Source organism: Saccharospirillum sp. HFRX-2, from assembly GCF_043196805.1.
GTDB lineage: Bacteria > Pseudomonadota > Gammaproteobacteria > Pseudomonadales > Natronospirillaceae > Saccharospirillum.
Map to the genome: position 1 here is coordinate 712,879 of NZ_JBEBMU010000001.1, position 20,034 is coordinate 732,912.

18 protein-coding genes are annotated in these 20,034 nt (G+C 56.6%); 9 read left to right on the forward strand and 9 right to left on the reverse strand.

Annotated elements, in window-relative coordinates:
- The first annotated feature begins 9 nt into the window (after positions 1–9).
- The 4 genes from ABMA60_RS03530 to ABMA60_RS03545 all read left to right on the forward strand — a co-directional run bounded on the left by ABMA60_RS03530 (position 10) and on the right by ABMA60_RS03545 (position 3,554).
- Positions 10–486, forward strand: a complete 477-nt coding sequence (locus ABMA60_RS03530; RefSeq protein WP_392798785.1) for a MarR family winged helix-turn-helix transcriptional regulator — start codon at positions 10–12, stop codon at positions 484–486.
- A complete protein-coding gene (locus tag ABMA60_RS03535) occupies positions 479–1,576 on the forward strand; it encodes an HlyD family secretion protein (RefSeq protein WP_392798788.1) in 1,098 nt (365 codons plus the stop codon). The genes ABMA60_RS03530 and ABMA60_RS03535 overlap by 8 nt, the downstream gene beginning before the upstream one ends.
- A complete protein-coding gene (locus ABMA60_RS03540; RefSeq protein ID WP_392798791.1) occupies positions 1,569–3,134 on the forward strand; it encodes a DHA2 family efflux MFS transporter permease subunit in 1,566 nt (521 codons plus the stop codon). The genes ABMA60_RS03535 and ABMA60_RS03540 overlap by 8 nt, the downstream gene beginning before the upstream one ends.
- A gap of 81 nt (positions 3,135–3,215) precedes the next feature.
- A complete protein-coding gene (locus ABMA60_RS03545) occupies positions 3,216–3,554 on the forward strand; it encodes a zinc ribbon domain-containing protein YjdM (RefSeq protein ID WP_392798795.1) in 339 nt (112 codons plus the stop codon).
- A 51-nt stretch (positions 3,555–3,605) separates the two neighbouring features.
- Here ABMA60_RS03545 and ABMA60_RS03550 read toward each other — a convergent pair whose 3' ends face one another.
- From ABMA60_RS03550 to ABMA60_RS03580, 7 genes are all read right to left on the reverse strand, one after another.
- Positions 3,606–5,495, reverse strand: a complete 1,890-nt coding sequence (locus ABMA60_RS03550; RefSeq protein WP_392798798.1) for a methyl-accepting chemotaxis protein — start codon at positions 5,493–5,495, stop codon at positions 3,606–3,608.
- A 202-nt stretch (positions 5,496–5,697) separates the two neighbouring features.
- Positions 5,698–6,060 carry a Na+/H+ antiporter subunit G gene (locus ABMA60_RS03555; RefSeq protein ID WP_392798801.1) on the reverse strand — a complete coding sequence of 121 codons (363 nt, stop codon included), beginning with the start codon at positions 6,058–6,060 and terminating at the stop codon, positions 5,698–5,700.
- Between the two features lie 21 nt (positions 6,061–6,081).
- The gene (locus ABMA60_RS03560; RefSeq protein ID WP_392798804.1) at positions 6,082–6,351 is read right to left on the reverse strand and encodes a K+/H+ antiporter subunit F; all 270 of its coding nucleotides are present in this window, start codon (positions 6,349–6,351) and stop codon (positions 6,082–6,084) included.
- Entirely contained in the window at positions 6,345–6,833 is a 489-nt protein-coding gene (locus ABMA60_RS03565; RefSeq protein ID WP_392798807.1) for a Na+/H+ antiporter subunit E, read from the reverse strand. The genes ABMA60_RS03560 and ABMA60_RS03565 overlap by 7 nt, the downstream gene beginning before the upstream one ends.
- Complete coding sequence (locus ABMA60_RS03570; protein WP_392798810.1) at positions 6,833–8,335, reverse strand: monovalent cation/H+ antiporter subunit D; 1,503 nt, start codon at positions 8,333–8,335, stop codon at positions 6,833–6,835. Before ABMA60_RS03570 ends, ABMA60_RS03565 begins: the two co-directional genes overlap by 1 nt.
- Positions 8,335–8,700: a Na+/H+ antiporter subunit C gene (locus ABMA60_RS03575; RefSeq protein ID WP_392798813.1), complete on the reverse strand. Its 366-nt coding sequence runs from the start codon at positions 8,698–8,700 to the stop codon at positions 8,335–8,337. The genes ABMA60_RS03570 and ABMA60_RS03575 overlap by 1 nt, the downstream gene beginning before the upstream one ends.
- Positions 8,700–11,498, reverse strand: coding sequence for a monovalent cation/H+ antiporter subunit A (locus tag ABMA60_RS03580; protein WP_392798816.1), 2,799 nt, complete (start codon positions 11,496–11,498; stop codon positions 8,700–8,702). The genes ABMA60_RS03575 and ABMA60_RS03580 overlap by 1 nt, the downstream gene beginning before the upstream one ends.
- Positions 11,499–11,938: 440 nt before the next feature.
- Here ABMA60_RS03580 and ABMA60_RS03585 point away from each other — a divergent pair, with 440 nt between their 5' ends.
- The 4 genes from ABMA60_RS03585 to eutC all read left to right on the forward strand — a co-directional run bounded on the left by ABMA60_RS03585 (position 11,939) and on the right by eutC (position 15,721).
- Positions 11,939–13,276, forward strand: coding sequence for an ammonium transporter (locus ABMA60_RS03585; protein WP_392798819.1), 1,338 nt, complete (start codon positions 11,939–11,941; stop codon positions 13,274–13,276).
- Positions 13,277–13,288: 12 nt separating this feature from the next.
- Positions 13,289–13,456 carry a hypothetical protein gene (locus ABMA60_RS03590; protein ID WP_392798822.1) on the forward strand — a complete coding sequence of 56 codons (168 nt, stop codon included), beginning with the start codon at positions 13,289–13,291 and terminating at the stop codon, positions 13,454–13,456.
- 61 nt (positions 13,457–13,517) lie between these two features.
- Positions 13,518–14,909 (forward strand): ethanolamine ammonia-lyase subunit EutB, encoded by a 1,392-nt coding sequence (locus tag ABMA60_RS03595; RefSeq protein ID WP_392798825.1) that lies wholly within the window; start codon positions 13,518–13,520, stop codon positions 14,907–14,909.
- Entirely contained in the window at positions 14,909–15,721 is an 813-nt protein-coding gene (eutC, locus tag ABMA60_RS03600; RefSeq protein ID WP_392798828.1) for an ethanolamine ammonia-lyase subunit EutC, read from the forward strand. The genes ABMA60_RS03595 and eutC overlap by 1 nt, the downstream gene beginning before the upstream one ends.
- Before the next feature lie 6 nt (positions 15,722–15,727).
- Here eutC and ABMA60_RS03605 read toward each other — a convergent pair whose 3' ends face one another.
- Entirely contained in the window at positions 15,728–17,764 is a 2,037-nt protein-coding gene (locus ABMA60_RS03605) for an FAD-dependent oxidoreductase (RefSeq protein ID WP_392798831.1), read from the reverse strand.
- Positions 17,765–17,870: 106 nt separating this feature from the next.
- On the opposite strand from ABMA60_RS03605, the gene ABMA60_RS03610 reads away from it, so the two are divergent.
- Entirely contained in the window at positions 17,871–18,566 is a 696-nt protein-coding gene (locus ABMA60_RS03610) for a TetR/AcrR family transcriptional regulator (RefSeq protein ID WP_392798833.1), read from the forward strand.
- Here the strand turns inward: ABMA60_RS03610 and ABMA60_RS03615 are convergent.
- Positions 18,563–19,861: a hypothetical protein gene (locus ABMA60_RS03615; RefSeq protein WP_392798836.1), complete on the reverse strand. Its 1,299-nt coding sequence runs from the start codon at positions 19,859–19,861 to the stop codon at positions 18,563–18,565. The two genes, ABMA60_RS03610 and ABMA60_RS03615, sit on opposite strands and share 4 nt — an antisense overlap.
- Positions 19,862–20,034 lie beyond the last annotated feature (173 nt).

The following is a 20,034-nucleotide window of genomic DNA, read 5'->3' on the forward strand; positions in this document are numbered from 1 at the left end:
GTCCGTGCTATGCCTCATCATTCCGCCGACGTTCAAGAGCAGTTGGGCCGCTCCATCGGCCAGGTCGCGCGTCGCTGGCGTGCCGAGCTGGATCGCCGCCTGCAACCCTACGGTCTGACCGAATCGCGCTGGCAGATTCTGCTGACCTTGAAACGTGCCAGTGAGCCGCTGCGTCAGAAAGAACTCGCCGATGCGCTGTCCATTCAAGGGCCGACGCTGGTGCGCAGTCTGGATTCGCTGGAGCGCGAAGGATTGGTCGAACGCCGTGCCACGGCGGATGACCGTCGCGCCAAAACCGTTCATCTGACTGCCAAGTCCGAGCCGGCGCTGGAACAGATTCAGTCGGCCGCGCGCAGCATTCGGGCGCAACTGTTCGTCGGCATCGACCCGCAAGACATCCTGCATTGCCTCAACGTTTTTGACCGCCTCGCCCAGCGCCTGGACGAAGTGGCCGCCTTACCTTCAGGAGAACACCCTCATGACTGACGCGGATTCTGCATTCGCCGGGCGGCGTCGCCCGCTGATTTTGGCCACACTCGGCTTGGTCGTTGTCGTCGCCGGCGGCTTTTGGCTGTATCAGCAGCTGACCCATGTGAACATCGCCGATGCGCGTATCGCCGCCGATATGATTTCGGTCAGCAGCCGGGTGGCTGGTCGGGTGACCGCCCTGAATGCCGGTCAGGGCGATCGGGTAGCGCTGGGTACTGTGCTGGCACAGCTGGATGATCGCGACAGCACCCTTAATCTGGCGGGGTTGGATGCCCAGTTGGCGGGTTTGCAGGCGCGGCGGGATGAGATGCAGGCGCGCATCAGCCTGACTGATCATCAGACCCAGGCCAGTCTGGAGGCCCAACGCGCGCGCATTCGTGCTTCCGAAGCCAATCTGGCTGCGGCGCGGGCACATCTGGAACAGGCGCGTGCGGATGATGATCGGGCCGAACGCCTGGCGCCGCAGGGCGTGGTCACTCATGAAAATCTGGATCAGGCGCGGCTGGCACTGGAAACCGCCCGGCAGCAGGTTCGTACCGCTGAAGCCGAGGTGGAAAGTGCCGAGGCGGCTTTGACTCAGCTGACTGCCAGTCGTGAAGAACTGACCGTACTGGAGCGCCAGCTGGCGGAACTGGCGCCGCAGGAAGCTCAGTTGCAGGCGCAGCAACAACGCGCACAACTGGCGCTGGACGATCATCGCATCACCATGCCGGTGGATGGGGTGATCGATCAGGTCTTTGTCGATAACGCCGAATTCGTCTCGCCTGGCCAGCGTATTTTGCTGGTGCACAACCCGGATAAGGTGCGCGTTGAAGCCAATGTTAAGGAAACTGATATTCGGCATTTCTCAATTGGCAAAGCGGTGCAGGTCACCGTTGATGCGTTGCCGGGCCGGGTCTTTGAAGGCCGCGTCGAGAGCGTCGGTCAGGCCGCGACCAGTGAGTTTGCGTTGCTGCCCAGCCCCAACCCCAGTGGTAATTTCACCAAGGTCGGCCAGCGTCTGCCGGTGCGCATTGCCATCGATCAGGTCGATGGCCTGCTCAAACCGGGCATGATGGTGGAAGTGGAGACGCGCACCGGTGGCTAACAGCGCTCCAGACAGCCTGGCGGCGCGCTTCGAACGGCACGGTCCGGGTTATCGTTGGCTGGTGACCGCCACCGTCATGATGGGCACCATCGCCACCATTCTGATCGCGACCATCGTCAATGTGGCGCTGCCAGACATTATGGGCGCGCTGGGCATGAGCCAGGATCAGGCGCAGTTGCTGTCGACAGGTTTTCTGGCGGCGATGACCGGCACCATGCTGGTCAACGCCTGGATGGTCGAATCCTTCGGGCAGCGCTTTACCTATTTGACCGCGGTGATCATCTTCACCTTCGCCTCCATTCTCGGTGGGATCGCGCCGAGCAGCGGCGTGTTGATTCTGGCGCGCATCCTTCAGGGTGCTGCGGCCGGGGTGTTACAGCCGCTGGCGATGCAGACCATCTTCCAGGTGTTTCCGCCGGAAAAACGCGGCTCGGCGATGGGTATTTACGCCATCGGTGTGGTGCTGGCGCCGGCGCTCGGGCCGACGCTGGGCGGGCTGATGATCGACAGCTTCAGCTGGCGCTATATCTTCTTTATGCCGCTGCCGTTCTGTGTCGCTGGCGTCTTACTGGGTATGCTCTATATGCCCGGCCGCCTGACGCATGAGGCGATCAAGCGTTTTGACTGGACCGGCTTTGCGCTGATGATCGCCTTTCTGGTCTCGTTGCTGACGGCGCTGTCGAACGGCTCGCGTGATGGCTGGACCTCCGACGTCATCCTGATCTATTTCACGCTGTCGATTCTCACCGCCGCCGGCTTTGTGTGGCGTGAGCTGACTGCCTCGGCGCCGCTGCTCAATTTTCGGCTGTTCGCCAACCCGACCTACGCCAGCGCCTCGGTGATTTCCTTTATCTTTGGCGCCGGCCTGTTCGGTTCGACCTTCCTGATGCCGCTCTTTGTGCAGACCATCCAGGGCTATACGCCAACGCTGTCGGGTTTGCTGTTGATGCCGGCGGGTCTGGCGATGGGCGTGGTGTTTCCTATTGCCGGTCGGTTGTCGGATCGGGTGCCGGCCTATCTTACGATTCTGGTTGGTTTGGCCTTGTTCGCCGCTTCGTCGTTTTTGCAGTCGAACATCGATTATGGTTCATCGTTTTGGCAGCTGGCCTGGTGGACTTTGCTCGGCCGGGTGGGTCTGGGCTTTATTATGCCCAGCCTCAACGCCGGTGCATTGAAGGCGCTGCCGCCGGAGCTGGTCGGTCAGGGCACGGGTGCCATCAACTTTGTGCGGCAATTGGGTTCGGCCTTCGGTGTGAATCTGCTGACGCTCTATCTCAGTACCCGCACTCAGGTGTATGCCAGCCATCTGGCTGCGGCTCAGACCACCGCCAACAGCTCGACCACCGAATTGATGGGGCAGGTATCCGCGTTGCTCGGTCAGGCCGGCCTGAGTGGTGATGCGCAAAGCGTTGGGGTGATGAGTTATCTGGGCCAGATGGTTTACGTGCAGAGCAACATCCACGCTTACCGCGACAGCTTCTGGCTGGTCGGTGCTTTATTTGTGCTGACGATGATTCCCACTCTGCTGCTGAGAGAGCGGAACAAGGCGTTGATCTGAGGCAGGGTTTTTGTCGCCGTCTGGGTTATAGTCGCTCGCCCTGGTTGTTCTGGCCGGGGCTTTTTATTGAAGGGGTTTACCATGAGCGATACACCAGCCTGCCCACAATGCCAGGGCCAATACAGTTATCAGGATCGAGGTCTGTGGGTCTGCCCGGAATGCGGCCATGAGTGGTCTGCGACCGAGACGGCTGCAGAAAATGAGGCGCCGGTTATTACCGATGCCAACGGTCAGCCTTTGGCCGACGGCGATACCGTGACTGTTATCAAAGACCTGAAAGTGAAAGGATCATCGTCAGTGGTGAAGGTTGGTACCAAGGTGAAAAACATTCGCCTGGTCGATGGCGATCACGACATCGATTGCAAAATCGATGGCATCGGCGCGATGAAACTGAAGTCGGAATTTGTCAAAAAAGCCTGAATAAAAAACGCCCGCCGTGCTAAACCAACGGCGGGCGTTTGCGGACATTATTCAGACTTTAAAGCGCAGCACGTCTTCGTTGAGTCGATTGCTCAACTCCAGCAAGCGCTTGGCGGTATTGCTGGCCACTTCACTTTCGGTGGCCATTTCATCGCCGACTTCGCGAATGGTTTCAGTGTTGCGGTTGATCTCTACCGTGACCGATGCCTGTTCTTCCGCAGCTGCGGCAATTTGAGTGGCGCGGTCGTTAATGGCGCTGATGGCCTCGGCAATCTGCTTCAGGCTGTCGCTGGCTTTAACCGCATCGGCCACGCTTTGTGATGCCAGCTCGCCGCCTTTGTTCATTGAATCCACCGCGCGTTCGGTGGCTTCACCCAAGGCACTGATCATCTCTTCGATTTCCTTGGTCGATTCGTGTGTGCGGCTTGAGAGCATCCGTACTTCATCGGCGACCACGGCAAAACCGCGACCATGTTCACCAGCGCGTGCCGCTTCAATAGCGGCGTTTAACGCCAGCAGGTTGGTCTGTTCGGAGATGCCAGAAATGGTCGACAGAATGGAATTGATTTGCTGAGCATGTTTATTCAGTTCGGCAATGATCTTGCCTGCTGAACTGACTTCCTGAGCCAGGGTTTCAATCGACTGCTGACTCTTATCGACCTGTTGTTGGCCGGCGTTACTGAGCTTAACGGTATCTCTGGCTGAGTCAGCGGTACGTTCGGCATTACCGGCAATTTCCTGAGTCGCCGATGACATTTCGGTCACGGCGGTCGCCACCATATCGATTTCTGATTTGTGACGTTGCACCCGGTCGTGTTGTTTCTGCGCCGACAGCGCTGCGGAGTCCGCCTGACTGCGCAATTCGTTGGCCGCTGTCACCAACCGCGAAACAATGCCGTGCAACTGTTCGACAAAGCGATTGAAATTGCCCGATAACTGACCGATTTCGTCGTTGCTGTGAATCGGCAAACGCTGCGTTAAGTCACCATTACCACTGGCGATTTCGTGCAGCGTGCTCGATACCGTTTCCAGGCTTTTAAACAACACTTTAAACAACGCCAGCAGCGCAGCGATGGCGACCATCACGATCACCAGAGCCGTGCCTAGTTGAATAAATAACTGTTGGTTGACCGGTGCCATCATGGTGGCTTTGTCCATCACCAGCAGCAGTGTCCATTCGGTGGTGGGAATGCCGACCGCGAAGACGAAACTCTCCTGGCCGGCAATATCGGCTTCAACCAAACTGTCGTCTTCGACTAATCGGCTTAGATTTTCCGCAGTAATAAAGGGGGAGAATTCGACCGCGGGTTTGCGCTGCCAATCGCTGTTGGGGTGCGCCACCAACTGCCCATTGCGGTCAATCAAAATAGCATAGCCGTTGCCCGGTACTTCCAAAGCGTTGACGTTTTCGGTCAGCGTATCCAGGGTCAGGTTGCCACCGACGACGCCAATAATACGATTGTTGCGGCGTACCGGTTCGGCCAGGGTGACCACAAATTCACCCGAGGTTGCCGAGGTAAATGGATCGGCTAAGAAGCTGCCCTGGTTGGCCATCGCCCCTTTGTACCAACTGCGTACCCGTGGATCATAGCCTTCAATATCAGTGCGGGTGCTGCGATACATCTCGCCTTGCTCAGTACCGTAATAGGCCAGCGACAGTCTTAAACCCTGCACCACCAGATCGAGAAACTGGTAAGGCTCAACATTGGGGTTTTGCGGCAGGGCTTCGGCCACTTCCTTGATGCTATTGCGGCGATCATCCAGCCAGGCGCCGACGCGTTCGGCAAAGGCGGTGGCGAACAGATCGACATCACGGTCGAGCGTTTGTTTGATGTTGGAACTGAGGCTGGACAGGCTCAGCCAGAGCAGCGCAGCGGTCAAAATGATCAGGCAGAGGGTGGACGTCAGCAGTAATTTGAACCGCAAAGACAAGTTTTTCATGTTGGGGAATTACCAGAGTGAACAGGGTTGATGAAGCTTAGTTCAAGCTGGTCAAGGCGCTAGCTGGCCAACGGTGAAAGAGGGTGCTAAAAACCGGTCTTTTGAGATGGCCTGTCGGGCTAAGCGAGCAGTGGTGCGGCGGTGTTAGAGCTTCGGCGGGTTTAGGGACGCTCCGTACCAAAGCAGCCGCACGCTGTTCAGCTTAAGACTGTGGATTATCGCGTTCTTTGGCTTGTTGTGTGAGGTCGGTATTACGCGTGCGTTCCAGCGGTTCGCTGTCCTGATGCAGCGCCGCCTTGGCCAGCATGTGCGCGGTGATTGGCGCGGTGATCAACAGGAACAAGGTGATCACCAGTTCTTTCACGCTCAAACCGTTCTGATCGAAGCTGAAATAAATACAGGATGCGATCAACACCCCGCCAATACCCAGCGTTGATGCCTTGGTCGGGGCGTGCAGGCGAGTGAAAAAATCCGGCAGCCGTGCCAGGCCGATGGAGCCGACCAGCAGAAAAATCGAGCCCAGCAGCAGCAGCGCTACTACGATCCATTCGGTAACAGCATTCATGGTGCTAATCCGTCCTTTGCGTTATTCGATGATGTCGCCGCGCAACAGATATTTGCACAGCGCAGCGGTGCTGACGAAGCCGAGCATGGCAATCAGCAGGGCGCCTTCGAAGTACAGTGGTGAGCCGAAAAACAGCCCCAGCAAGACGATCAGCGCGATGGAATTAATGTACATGGTGTCGAGCGCCAGAATGCGATCGAGCACGCTCGGCCCCTGGATCAGCCGATACAGATTCAGCAGCAGCGCAACCCCGACCAGGGCGCAACAAATCAGGATGATCAGGGTCAGCATCCGAACATCTCCTTGAGCGGTTTTTCGTAGCGTTGCTTGATGGTGGCGATGGTCTTAGCTTCGTCATCCAGGTTCAACACATGCACATAGAGATGGCTGCGATCTTTGCTCACCTCAACACTCACGGTACCGGGTGTCAGCGAAATACTGGAAGCCAGCAAGGTCACCGGCAGGTGCTCGGTGGTATCCAGAGGAATCACAATAAAACCCGGATTCAGTTTGCGCAGCGGACCGAGCACCTGAATGGCCACCTCGACGTTGGACAACACAATGTCCCACAACAGCATCAGTACATAGCGCGCTGCCAATACCGGTTTACGCAAGGTTGGATGGGTTTTTTGCAAGGGTGTGGTCAGCTTTGGAATCACCAACGCCAGAATCGCGGCTAACAGAATATGACCAGGCGCGATGGAGTTGTTCAACAGCAACCAGACCACGAACAGAATCAGACTCAGGAAGGGATGGGGCAACAGGCGGTTCATCAGCGACCTCCTTCCAGCAGCGGCTGGACATCGGGATAGATGGCTTCCATCTGCGCCACGGCGCCAGCGGCAAACTCGGTCGCGGAACCACCGAAAATGACCAGCAGCGGCGATGCCAGCAACAGTAAAATAACCGCCGCCAGTTGCACTGGCGCGGCTGTTTCACTGCTGGGTTTGGAACCCGACAAGTGCCAGAACAGGTTGGTACCAGCGCGCGACAGCGCCACCATAACGGCCAGACTGCTGAGCAGGATAGTGCTCCACACCCAGGCCATGGTGGTGGCGGTATCGGCGGCCTGCAGCAGCAGGGCTTTGCCGATAAAGCCGGACAGCGGTGGCAGGCCGACCACGGTGACCGCGGCCACGAAGAACAGCGCGCCCAGAATCGGTGCTTGCGCCATGGGTCGGCTGACGACAAAGCGGTCTGACGCCTGGCCGCGCTGGGTGGCAATCAGATCCGCCAGCAAAAACAGCGCGCCGGTCACCAAGGTGGTGTGTACCAGATAATAGAGCCCGGCGATAAAGGCCTCGGGGTTCAGCAAGACAATCGCCAGCAGCAGCGTGCCGGCGGAGATCAGCACCAGATTGGCGATCAGCAAACGCAGCGTCGGTGCTGCCAGCGCACCGACGGACGCTACCACGATGGTGCCGATGGCCAGCGGCCAGATCCACGGCACGGCAACGAATGCCAGTTCGCCCGCACCAGCGCCAAAGACGACGGTGTGAATGCGGAAGATGGCGTAGATGCCCACCTTGGTCATGATGGCAAAGAGCGCCGCTACCGGCGCGCTGGCGACCGAATAGGTGCGCGGCAGCCAGAAATGCAACGGCAGCATGGCGGTTTTCAGACCAAACACCAGCAGCAGCAACAGCACCCCGGTCTGCGCCAGAATGCGCATGCTCGGTGACAGGCCGGCCGCACGCGACGCCATATCGGCCATGTTCAGCGTGCCCAACGTGCCGTACAGAATGCCCAGAGCGAACAGAAAGAACGCCGAGCCGATCAGGTTCAGAGTGACGTAATGCACGCTGGCCTGGGTTTTCTGTTTACCGCCGCCGTGAATCAACAAAGCGTAAGAGGCGATCAGCAGCACTTCGAAGAAGACGAAGAGGTTGAAAATATCGCCGGTCAGAAAGGCGCCGTTGATGCCCATCAACTGATACATAAACAGCGAATGGAAATACTTGCCCTTGTTGTCGTCGCCAGCCAGGGAATAGAGCAATGCGCCGAACGCCAGCACCGAGGTCAGCAACACCAGCAGTGCCGACAGACGGTCAGCCACCAGGATGATGCCGAACGGCGGACGCCAGTCACCGAGTACATAAATCTGGCTTTGAATCAGACTTTGCTGGAGCAGCAGGAAAGCCGCTGCGATCAACACCAGCAGGCTGATCACGCTGGTGGTGCGCTGACGGCGAATACCCCCACCGAGCGGCGGCAGCAACATCAGAGTGCCCATCAACAGCGGAATCAGGATGGGCAGGATCGGCAGATGAGACATCAACGCTTCTCCTTGTCGGCGACCGCACTGGCGGGTTCTTCCGAAGGCGGGTTGGTGCCGTCGACGTGATCGTTACCCAGGTCGGCGCGGGCGCGAATGGCGAGGATGACCACAAAGGCGGTCATCGCAAAGCCGATGACGATGGCAGTCAACACCAGCGCTTGCGGCAGTGGGTCGGCGTAACTGCCGTTGCCCAGAATCGGCGCGCCATTAATGGTTAAACGACCACTGGAAAACAAGAAGAGGTTGACCGCGTAGGACAACAGCGTAATGCCGACGACCACCGGAAAGGTGCGTCCGCGCAAGGTCAGAAAGACACCGCAGGCGGTCATCAAACCGACGCAAAAAGCGAATACCGCTTCCATTATTGATGCTCCGTCTCGCGGGCGCGCTCACCGGTGGTGAGCTGGCCCAGGTTGGCAAGGATCAGCAAGGTGGCACCGACGACAGTCAGGTAGACGCCCAGGTCGAAGGCCATGGCGCTGGCGACTTCAAACTTGCCGATGATTGGCCAGTAGAGGTAATCGTGCCAGGAGGTCAGGAACGGCCGGTCCCAGATCCAGGCGCCCAGACCGGTCAGCACAGCGATCAACAGACCACTGCCAATCACCTTCTGGTAATCCAGCTTGAGCCGGTCTTTAACCCAGTCGACACCGTGAGCGATGTACTGCTGAATCAGCGCAATGGAGGTGATCAGACCGGCGATAAAGCCACCGCCAGGCAGGTTGTGACCACGCAGGAAAATATAGGCCGAGACCAGCAGCGCCAGTGGCAACAAGCCCTGGGAGATCACCGCCAGCATCATCGGATGCTTGTCTTCAGCCCAGGGACGACCGCTGGAATCGCCGGTCGGTTTGAACAACCGCATGCGCGAGATCAGCTTGTAGATACCCAGAGCAGCAATGCCGAGCACAGTAATCTCGCCGAGTGTATCGAAGCCGCGGAAGTCGACCAGAATGACGTTGACCACATTGGTGCCACCGCCGCCTTCTTTGGCGTTGGCGAGGAAATAATCGGAGATGCTGTCCAGTGGCCGGGTCAGTAGGGCGTAGTTCAGTGTGCCGATGACACCACCGATCAGCGCTGCTATCGACAAGTCGCGCGCCACTCGACGCGGCGACGATTCCTTGGGCGTGTTCTGTGGCAGGAAGTAGAGCGCCAGCAACAGCAGAATGATGGTCACCACCTCAACCGACAGCTGGGTCAGCGCCAAATCCGGTGCCGAGAACAGCGCAAAGGCCAGCGACACGATCAGCCCCACCACCGACAGCATCAGCAGCGCCACCAGTCGCTGGCGATGCCAGATGATGGTCGCCAGCGAACAGAACGCCAGCAGAGCCGCGCCGGAGAGCATGACGGCATCGATCGGAATCTGCGGTTTCAAACCAGCAGTAGCGTTGAGGTTAAACAGCGGCGCGGCCATCAGAATCAGCGCCAGCACCGCCAGGAAGAAGGTGTAGCGTTGCAGCGAACCGTTATCGAACCAGCCCTGGATGGCGGCGCACTTGCGCATCAACCATTTGACGCTGTTATCGAAGATCAAGCTGGCATTGGCCTCAGGGAACTGCGCCTGGAACTGAAACAATTTATGGCGATTGATATAGACGTAAGCGCCACCGGCCATGGCCAGGCCGCTCATCAGCAGCGGCAGATTAAAGCCGTGCCAGATATAGAGGCCGTAGTAGGGCAGCTTATCGCCACCGATTACCGCCAGCGACGCCGAGGCCAACAAATCACCGACCAGCAGCGCCGGCCAGATGCCAATCAGCAAACAGAGTGCGACCAGCACATCCACCGGCAAGCGCATGTAACGTGGTGGCTCGTGCGGGGTTTTGGGCAGATCGATCGGCTCGCCGTTGAAGAACACATCGTGAATAAAGCGCAGCGAGTAGGCCACCGAGAAGCCAGCGCCGATGGTCGCGAGCACCGGAATCATCCAGCTTAACGAACCGAGCGAGCTTTGGTGCAGCGTTTCGGCGAAGAACATCTCCTTGGACAGGAAACCATTCAATAACGGCACCCCGGCCATCGCCGCGGCGGCCACCATCGCCAGCGTCGCGGTATAGGGCATGTACTTCCACAGGCCGTTTAGCTGACGCATATCGCGCGAGCCGGATTCGTGGTCAATGATGCCTGCGGCCATAAACAAAGACGCCTTAAAGGCCGCGTGGTTAATGATATGAAACACGGCCGCCACCGCAGCCAGATCCGAACCCATGCCTAGCAACAGGGTGATCAAACCCAGATGACTGACGGTCGAATAGGCCAGCAAACCTTTCAGGTCGTGTTTGAGCAAGGCGGTGTAAGCGCCGAGCAACATAGTCAGCAAACCGGTCAGGCTGACCACCAAAAACCACAGGTCGGTGCCGGCCAGTACCGGATAAAAGCGCGCCATCAAAAAGATGCCGGCTTTGACCATGGTGGCCGAATGCAGGTAAGCGCTGACCGGTGTCGGCGCCGACATCGCATGGGGCAGCCAGAAGTGGAAAGGGAACTGCGCCGACTTGGTGAAGGCACCGAGCAACACCAGCGCAATGATGATCGGGTAGGCAGCGTGGTCGCGCAGCAGATCGCCGCTGGCGAGCACATCGCCCAGTTCATAACTACCAACAATTTTGCCGATCAACAGCACGCCGGCCAGCAGCGCCAGGCCGCCCATGCCGGTGACCGTCAGCGCCATGCGCGCGCCTTTGCGGGCTTCGGTCTTGTAATGCCAGAAACTGATCAACAGGAAGGACGACAAACTGGTCAGTTCCCAGAACACCCACATCTGAATCAGGTTGTGCGACACCACGATGCCGAGCATGGCGGTCATAAACAGAATCAGATAGGCGTAGAAGCGGCCCATCGAATCCTGTTCGGACAGGTAATAGCGGGCGTAGAGAATGATCAGCAGGCCAATGCCCAGCACCAGGATGGCAAACAGCAAGGCCAGGCCATCCAAATGTACCGATACCGACAGGCCCAGCAGCGGCACCCAGTCGATGGTTGAAACCAGGGTTTCACCGGCAAAAACCGCGGGCAGATTGGACAACACCAAAGCCAGCGCCGCCGCAGGCAATAGAGCAGTGAAAAAAGCACAGGCACTACGACCAAAGCGAATGGTCAGCGGCGGAACCACTGTGCCGATCAGGGTTAACAGTGGTATCCAAAGCAAATTCATCGAACGCAAGCTCCAAAGCGTAGGGCGGTGACTGTTATCGGCTCAGCGCGCAATCTAACAGTGACCAGCATCGTTCAGTGTTCAACGGCCATTGAGAATAGCCAACCCCTGGAAGGGCGTCCAGATTGGTGAACGCTTTCACAAAGTGGTTGGCTGGCATCGATTTGCGTGCAAGCGGGTCACTGCCTGATCCCGTTGCTCAAATCGAAAATAACAGCCTTTACACGCCAATCATCAAAGTTATGCACTGCAAAGGCGCCAGAGCCATTCGATCAGGGTTCACCCTAGTGCCTGAAGCTGTGCATTGGCGACCCGGGAAAAGCTTAAGTGTTTGCTTTCTAACCGCTTTTTAATCCAGGGCGCAGTTATTGCTTTGCTCGGCTGTCGGTCGTAAGCATTGGCGGTGTGTCCTCACCGTGCTCACACAAAAGGAACTCGGTATGACGGAAATGGCACTGACCCCGGAACAATTACAGGCGATGATCGAAATGTCCGGCACCATCAATATGGAAGTTTTTTATTGGTGGTGTACAGGGCTGATGGTCATTATTCACGCGGGATTTCTCGCTTATGAAATGGGTGCGTCACGGCTGAAAAATGCGCTGGCGTCAGGAGTGAAAAACATCCTCGCCTTTGCTTTTATCATCCCAACCTTTTTCTTTTTCGGCTGGTGGATTTATCTCGCCATGTACGGCGGCTTTATGCCCGACTTTGAAGCAGGCGCCGGTGGCGTTCCCTGGTCGTCGGCCATGGGGCCCAACCTGATCGATAACGGCACCGGAATTTTCTGGGGCGCTTTCGTGCTTTTTGCCGCCACCACAGCGTCGATTTTTTCCGGCGCAGTGATTGAACGAATTCGCATGAGTGCCTTTATTATTCTGGCCATTGTGCTCGGTTCCGGCGTGTGGATTCTGGGCGCGGCCTGGGGTTGGCACCCCGATGGATGGCTGACCACAAAGTGGGGCTTCCACGATTTTGGCGCCGCTGGTTGTGTGCATATGGTCGCCGGTTTCTTTGCGCTGGGTGTGATCATCAATCTGGGTCCGCGCATTGGACGCTTTGCGCCCGACGGTACGCCGGTGATGATTAAAGGTCACAGCGCGCCGATGAGTATTATCGGTTTGATGTTGATCATCGTCGGCTTCTTCGGTTTCCTCGGCGGTTGCATCATTTACAACACCGGCGCGCAGTGGACGACGATCTTCGGTAATCCAACCACCTTGTCATCGGTCAGCTTTAATACGCTGATGGCTTTCTCCGGTGGCATCATCGGTTCTTACTGTATTACCCGTCAGCCGTTCTGGATGATGTCGGGTGCCCTGGCCGGTATTTTCTCCGCCGCACCGGGTTTGGATATTTACTATCCGCCTTTGGCGTTTTTGCTCGGCATCATCGGCGGCGTGGTCACTCCGATGGCCGACAAGTTCATCACCAAACGCTTCAAACTCGACGACGCCGTGGGCGCGTTTTCGGTGCACGGTGTGGGTGGTTTAATCGGCATCGTCGCCATGGGCATTTTCTCCGGCTATCCGAACGTCAATGGCCCAGACGTCAGCTTCTTTGGTCAACTGGCCAGCGCTGGTGTGATGGCCGCATTGGGCTTTATTCCCGGCTTTGTATTGAGTTACATCATGGCGAAATTCGGGGTGTTGCGCGTGCCGCCGAAAGCGGAAATCGCCGGTCTGGATTTGGTCGAAGTGCCGCTGGAAGCCTACCCGGAAGCGGTCCCTGCGGCCGGTAAAATTCAACCGGGAATGACCGGTTCTGTCACAGCATAAGGAGACAACATCATGGCAAGCCCTATTACTACTTGGGACGGCGCTGAAGCCGTCTTCACCTACGCCGATCAACCCGCAGTTGTGTTTGGTATTTTTGTACTCTCGGTGATCGTGACGGTGGGGGTGATCGTTTCCACCTTCCATCACGAAAACCACAGCTATATTGATTACCAGGACTAAACACCTGGGCTCGAATCGCCGGAGTTCCCACTCCGGCGTTTTTATTTAACAAGGCAATGTCATGGCGTCTTATTCATTCGATTGTTACGGCACCCGTTGGCGGTTCAACGATTTAAAAACCTTACTCGCCAAAGCCACACCTTTGCGTTCGGGCGATCAACTTGCGGGCATCGCTGCTGAGTCGGCCGAGCAGCGTGTTGCTGCGCAAATGGCGCTGGCGGATTTGCCACTGAAGACATTTTTGAACGACGCCGTTATCCCCTACGAAAATGACGAAGTCACCCGTCTGATTGTTGATTCTCATGACGTCGATGCCATGGCACCGGTATCGTCGTTAACCGTTGGCGAATTCCGCAACTGGTTGTTGTCCGATGCCGCCCAGGCCGACAGTCTAAAAAAACTGGCACCGGGTTTGACGCCGGAAATGGTCGCCGCCGTCAGTAAGATCATGCGCATCCAGGATCTGATTCTGGTGGCGCAAAAATGCCAGGTAACCACGGCCTTTCGAAACACCATTGGCTTGCCAGGCCGGATGTCCACCCGCTTGCAACCGAACCATCCCACCGATGACCCGGCCGGTATTGCCGCCAGCGTGCTCGATGGTTTGCTCTACGGCAACGGCGATGCAGTAATCGGTATTAACCCGGCCACCGATAGCCCGCAAGCGGTGATGACGTTGATGAAAATGCTCGATGACGTCATCCAGCATTACGACATTCCCGCCCAGTCTTGCGTACTCACCCACGTCAGTACCCATGTACAGGCGATGCAAAAAGGTGCGCCGGTCGACTTGGTGTTTCAGTCGATTGCCGGTACCGAAAAAGCCAACCAAAGTTTTGGTATTGATCTGGCGTTACTGGCTGAAGCGCATCAAGCCGCGCTCGAATTAAAACGCGGCACGGTCGGCAATAACGTTATGTATTTTGAAACCGGCCAGGGCAGTGCGCTTTCCGCCAACGCGCACCACAATGTCGATCAGCAAACCTGCGAAGTGCGTGCTTATGCGGTAGCGCGTGCCTTCGACCCGTTGTTGGTCAACACCGTGGTCGGTTTTATCGGCCCGGAATATTTATTCAATGGTAAGCAGATTATTCGTGCCGGTTTGGAAGATCATTTCTGCGGCAAATTATTGGGCGTACCCATGGGCTGCGACATCTGCTACACCAACCACGCCGATGCCGACCAAGACGACATGGACATGCTGCTGACGCAATTGGCCGTGGCCGGGGTCAACTTCATCATGGGCATTCCCGGCAGCGACGACATCATGCTCAATTACCAGACCACCAGTTTTCACGATGCGCTCTATGTGCGCGAGGTGTTGAACAAACAACCGGCACCAGAATTCGACGCCTGGTTGCAACGTATGGGCATCTTTTCAGACGCAGGGAAATTGGCGGTGGGCGACCAATTACCCGCCGCGTTTCAGGAGACCTTGGGGAACGATTTCTGATGTCGGATGCACCCAAAACCGTGCAAGAAAACCGCTGGCAACGATTGCGTGAATACACCGATGCGCGCATCGGCCTGGGCCGCAGTGGCGTCAGTTTGCCAACGCAGCATCATCTTGAATTTCAGCTCGCGCACGCCGCTGCGCGCGATGCGGTGAAGCGGCCGATTGATTGGTCGGGCGTCGACACCGCCGTCGAAAAAATGGGTGTGGCCCTGTTGGCTTTGCACAGCCAGGCGTTGGATCGAAACCAGTATTTGCAGCGCCCCGATCTGGGACGAAAACTGGACCAGAAATCGGTGACGGCTTTGATGCGTTGGCGCGAAACCAATGCAGCCCCCCGGGTGGTGATTGTGATTGCTGATGGTTTATCGAGCACCGCCATCGAAAATCAAGCGCCAACCATGGTGCAGCAATTGGTGCCGGACCTACATACCTTGGGTCTCGATTGCGCATTGGTGTGCCGCGTCGACCAAGGCCGTGTCGCCATTGGCGACGACATCGCCGAACGTACCGGTGCCGAGCATATCGTCTTGCTGGTCGGCGAACGCCCAGGCTTGAGTTCACCCGACAGCCTGGGTATTTACTACACCTTTCACGCCCGTGTTGGCAGCTCCGATGCCGACCGCAATTGCCTATCCAACATTCGCCCGGCAGGCTTGGCCTTTGCCGAAGCCAGTCGTCGTTTGTGCTGGTTGATGCGCGAAGCCATAAAGCTCGGTTTTTCCGGCGTCAAACTGAAAGACGACAGCAGCAGCGACATTCTCGATGCACCGACGCATCAGAATTTTCTAGTGCCACCGGCGCAGAAATAACGGAGGCTATAAATCCTTTACCAAGCGCAGCGCATCGTAAATCGCCGCATGAGTATTGCGCGACGATACGGCATCGCCAATGCGGAACAGTTGAAAGGTGCCCGCGTCGTTACGAATTTCTTCCTGAATTTCACCGGCAATTAACGCATCGTAATTGACCGCGCCGCCGTTCGATGAGTGCGGTTTTAAATCGAAATACAGATCAGCCAGCGGCCGGTTACCGTAATTAACCACCACTTGATCGACGGTCCGATGTTGGCTTAACGACAGATAATCACTGCCCACCGTCGCGACTAATTCCGCACCATTTTTCTCGACCGAAGTCAGTCGATAGGTCGGGGTAAAGCGAACATTCTCACGCTGTAAAGCACGCATATAGGGCACCAGATTCATCGCCATAATTTCCGGCGACACGCTGCGATCCGGTGTCATGATTTCCAATTCCGCGCCACTGGCGGCTATGATTTCGGCGGCTTGCAGAGCGGGGTGATCACCGGCCTCATCGAACAACAAAACCCTGGCGGCCGGTTTGACGTGACCCGACAAAATATCCCAAGCCGAGATCGTTAATTCGTGCCCAAGCGTTGGTTGGTCGTCAATCGGATAACCGCCGGTGGCGACAATCACGACGTCCGGATTTTCGGCCATAACCTCGTCCGCTTCGGCCCAACAGTTGTAACGAAACTCGACGCCAAGTCGTTCACACTCAGCCACACGCCAATCCACAATGGCGATCATTTCGCGGCGGCGTTCGCTTTGCGCAGTCAGCCGAATTTGCCCGCCGGCGTCGCTCATCGCTTCCATCACAATAACGGTGTGACCGCGTTCGGCGGCCACGCGTGCCGCTTCCAAACCACCCGGACCAGCACCGATCACCACAACTTTGCGCTGCATGTTGGCCGGTTCGATATCGTGCGGCATCGTCGTTTCGCGACCGGTGGCGGCATTGTGAATGCAGTAAGCCGCGCCGCCCTGGTAGATCCGATCCAGACAATAGTTCGCACCCACGCAAGGTCGAATGCGGTCTTCTTGCCCGGCCAATAATTTGCGCACGATATGCGGGTCGGCCATGTGTGCGCGGGTCATACCGATCACATCGACTTTGCCGGTTTCGATGGCGTACCGGGCGGTGCCGATGTCTTGAATTTTGGCACCGTGGAAAGTCGGGAAATCGGTGTGTTTTTTAATTTCACCCGCAAATTCCAAGTGCGGCGCACTGCGCATGCCTTGCACCGGAATCACATCGGTCAAGCCAGGATCGGTATCAATATGGCCGCGTACCACGTTGAGAAAATCGACCAGGCCGCTGTCTTTTAAACGCTGCGAAATACTCAAACCGTCTTCAGCGCTCAAACCACCGTCGAGCATTTCATCGCCGGTATAACGCACGCCAAGCAAGAAGTTTTCACCGACGCGTTCGCGAATGGCGGCTAATACGTCAAAGGTAAAACGCAACCGATTATCGAGGTTGCCGCCGTAAGGCGCGTCGAGCGTGTTGGTCAGCGGAGACCAGAATTGATCCATCAAATGCCCATAAGCCTGCAATTCCAAGCCATCGAGACCCGCTGCCTGCATACGCTCGGCGGCATCGGCGTAGTCGTGGATTAAGCGTTCGATGTCCCAGTCTTCGACCTGTTTGGCGAAGGCGCGGTGTGCCATTTCGCGCTGGCTGGAGGCAGAGATCGTGGGCAACCAGTCGGCTTTGTCCCAGCGGGTGCGCCGGCCCAGATGCGTCAACTGAATCATCACCGCCGTGCCGTATTGGTGACATTCATCGGCCAGGTCGCGTAACCAGGGTACAACTTCATCCTGATAGGCGAGGATGTTGTTGAACACCGGCGGGCTGTCTTTGGCGACCGAGGCGGAACCGGCGGTCATGGTCAGGCCGATGCCCGCTTTGGCGCGCTCAACGTGGTAAGCGCGATAGGCTTCTTTGGGCATGCCATCGACCGGGTAAGCGGGCTCGTGCGCGGTCAGCATCAGGCGGTTTTTCAGCGTCAGATGCTTGAGCTGATAGGGCTGCAACAAGGGGTCGAGTGCCATGGCGAGCCTCGGCTTCGGGTGGGCGAGCGGCCAACTTAGCGATGACTGTACACAGGTGTCAAGATGTAAGACACTGATGTACATCATGTGTCGTTTATGGAACATCATGACTGCTCAGACCGAGAGAACGGCCAATAAAAGTGCCAACAAGGATCGCGCCGAAGACTGGCTAAACCTAGCCTATGAAATACTGATCCGTTCCGGCGTTGAGGCGGTAAAAATTCAGCCGCTGGCCAAAGCCCTGAATACTTCACGCACCAGCTTTTACTGGTTTTTCAAAGACCGCGATGCGTTGTTGGATCAGCTAATAGAACGCTGGGAAAACACCAACACCCAAGGGCTGATTACACAGACCGAGCGCTACGCCGACAGCGTGGTCGAAGCCATGTTAAACGTGTTCGATTGCTGGCTGGATGCGCGTCTGTTCGACGCCGATTTTGAATACGCCATTCGCCATTGGGCGTTGCATTCGCCCGCCGTAGCAAAGGCCGTCGACGCCGCCGATCAACAACGTTTGGCGGCGCTGCGTGCCATGCTCACACGCTACGACTTTCCCGACGGCGAAGCCGACGTTCGCTCGCGGACGATCTATTTAACGCAGATTGGTTATATCTCGATGCGCACGCAGGAAAATTTAAGCGAGCGGTTAAACCGCATGGCCGATTATGTGCGGGTGTTTACCGGACGAGTTTGCAGCGAAAACGATCTGGCGCGCTTTGTCGCGCGCCATCACGATGATCCGAAGGGTTGGTTGCAACGACACCGTTTGTTGCCCGGTGATGCCTGGCTGGTGGATCGTTAGGCATCTGATGGCAAGTGGTTCGATAACTCAACATCAAACAGCCGAAGCATTGGTGGAGTGTCAGAGGTTTCATCCAAATACCACAAGCTATTTCCGTCGGGGTCAGTGGAAATATCCCAGCCCGCATTCATGTAGTGCTGCAACTGCGACATTTCTGCTTCACTCAACTTTACGCTGCCTGGGCGAGTTACGATCGCAGTCGCGGAGGAAAAAATTTTGAATAAACTTTTGGCTATATTGACTGAATCGTTAACGCCATTGGGTATTGCAAATGCATCTTCTTCGTTGCCATTTCCGGTAAACCATAATTGAAGCGCATAGCTCTTATTGATGCTTGCTCGGCCCGATACATCAGCAGCAAATCCGGCTACATCTGTATCCTCTAAAGCGTTTATGGTAGTCCCCATAACGCAGGAATCGCTGATTGATAATGACTCGTCGACGCGACCAAAGAACCCACCTGCATCATAGTCAGCCGAAACACGTCCTCCAATGAAGCAACTTCTTTTTAGAGTGATTGTGCCGTAAGTTTCAGCGGCCAGTCCGCCTACATGAGAACCCCGATCAATTCTTTGGTTCACCAAAGCCAAGTGTCGAATTGTCGCGTCACTTAATGACGCAAACATTCCGGATTGTGTTCCACCACCATTGACTTGCAGCTGGCTAATGGTATGTCCCAATCCTTCAAAATTTCTAATCCTCTGACTAATTCGTTTAAAGCCAGATGTCGCACTCCAATTCTTTGTGGTATCTGCATCGATATCGCTACCCAATGCAAAGTTAACACCCGCGGCACCATTAATGCCTTGCAAGTCCGTCCCGGTGACCGAGCCTTCTGCACCTAACTCAGTAATAACGACATACTCTTCCCCATTAATGCGCAGATTGTCGCCGGCGGATAAGTGCACCGGGCGAACCAGAATAAAATCGTGCCCAGGGTTATCAACAATGAGTTTTCCGGACGTGGCACTTAAGCCGCCGTTGATGCGGATATCGTTGTCCGCTTGCAATGTCAGTGAATGGCTGCCGTCCCATTCGATGCCGTTGTCCAACACCAGTCGGCTGCCATTGGCGGCTTTTAAGATGACGTTGCCTAAGGCCAGTTCGTCTTGGACGGTCGCTGCGTATTCTTCGTTCAAAGCCACGCCACGAGCAAGAGAACATACGCCACCGGCGCAAAAGAAAGGTTCGGTTTGAATGGATGAGTCACCACCACCTGATTCTGAATTACAACCGGCCAATCCCAGTGCAAACAGGGCCAGATAATATTCCCATTTAAAAAGCAAACTGCGCATGACGGCTCTCCGCTGTTGCAAGCAATGTTAGAGCCGTCAGTGTTGAGTTTAAGAGAGGAAAGAGGAATACCGCAGGATGTGGTATATGGCATTGTATTGGCGGTGACGGTAGCCGATAGTCCGATTACGAGAAGTCGGCTCGTATTGCTACGAGCCAGAAAGACGTCCCCAAA

Excerpts from the sequence above, each read along its gene's own strand:
- ABMA60_RS03530 (WP_392798785.1), top strand. The coding sequence starts at position 10 with ATGCCTCATCATTCCGCCGACGTTCAAGAGCAGTTGGGCCGCTCCATC.
- ABMA60_RS03535 (WP_392798788.1), top strand. The coding sequence starts at position 479 with ATGACTGACGCGGATTCTGCATTCGCCGGGCGGCGTCGCCCGCTGATT.
- ABMA60_RS03545 (WP_392798795.1), top strand. The coding sequence starts at position 3,216 with ATGAGCGATACACCAGCCTGCCCACAATGCCAGGGCCAATACAGTTAT.
- ABMA60_RS03550 (WP_392798798.1), bottom strand. The coding sequence starts at position 5,495 with ATGAAAAACTTGTCTTTGCGGTTCAAATTACTGCTGACGTCCACCCTC.
- ABMA60_RS03555 (WP_392798801.1), bottom strand. The coding sequence starts at position 6,060 with ATGAATGCTGTTACCGAATGGATCGTAGTAGCGCTGCTGCTGCTGGGC.
- ABMA60_RS03560 (WP_392798804.1), bottom strand. The coding sequence starts at position 6,351 with ATGCTGACCCTGATCATCCTGATTTGTTGCGCCCTGGTCGGGGTTGCG.
- ABMA60_RS03565 (WP_392798807.1), bottom strand. The coding sequence starts at position 6,833 with ATGAACCGCCTGTTGCCCCATCCCTTCCTGAGTCTGATTCTGTTCGTG.
- ABMA60_RS03570 (WP_392798810.1), bottom strand. The coding sequence starts at position 8,335 with ATGTCTCATCTGCCGATCCTGCCCATCCTGATTCCGCTGTTGATGGGC.
- ABMA60_RS03575 (WP_392798813.1), bottom strand. The coding sequence starts at position 8,700 with ATGGAAGCGGTATTCGCTTTTTGCGTCGGTTTGATGACCGCCTGCGGT.
- ABMA60_RS03580 (WP_392798816.1), bottom strand. The coding sequence starts at position 11,498 with ATGAATTTGCTTTGGATACCACTGTTAACCCTGATCGGCACAGTGGTT.
- ABMA60_RS03585 (WP_392798819.1), top strand. The coding sequence starts at position 11,939 with ATGACGGAAATGGCACTGACCCCGGAACAATTACAGGCGATGATCGAA.
- ABMA60_RS03590 (WP_392798822.1), top strand. The coding sequence starts at position 13,289 with ATGGCAAGCCCTATTACTACTTGGGACGGCGCTGAAGCCGTCTTCACC.
- ABMA60_RS03595 (WP_392798825.1), top strand. The coding sequence starts at position 13,518 with ATGGCGTCTTATTCATTCGATTGTTACGGCACCCGTTGGCGGTTCAAC.
- eutC (WP_392798828.1), top strand. The coding sequence starts at position 14,909 with ATGTCGGATGCACCCAAAACCGTGCAAGAAAACCGCTGGCAACGATTG.
- ABMA60_RS03605 (WP_392798831.1), bottom strand. The coding sequence starts at position 17,764 with ATGGCACTCGACCCCTTGTTGCAGCCCTATCAGCTCAAGCATCTGACG.
- ABMA60_RS03610 (WP_392798833.1), top strand. The coding sequence starts at position 17,871 with ATGACTGCTCAGACCGAGAGAACGGCCAATAAAAGTGCCAACAAGGAT.
- ABMA60_RS03615 (WP_392798836.1), bottom strand. The coding sequence starts at position 19,861 with ATGCGCAGTTTGCTTTTTAAATGGGAATATTATCTGGCCCTGTTTGCA.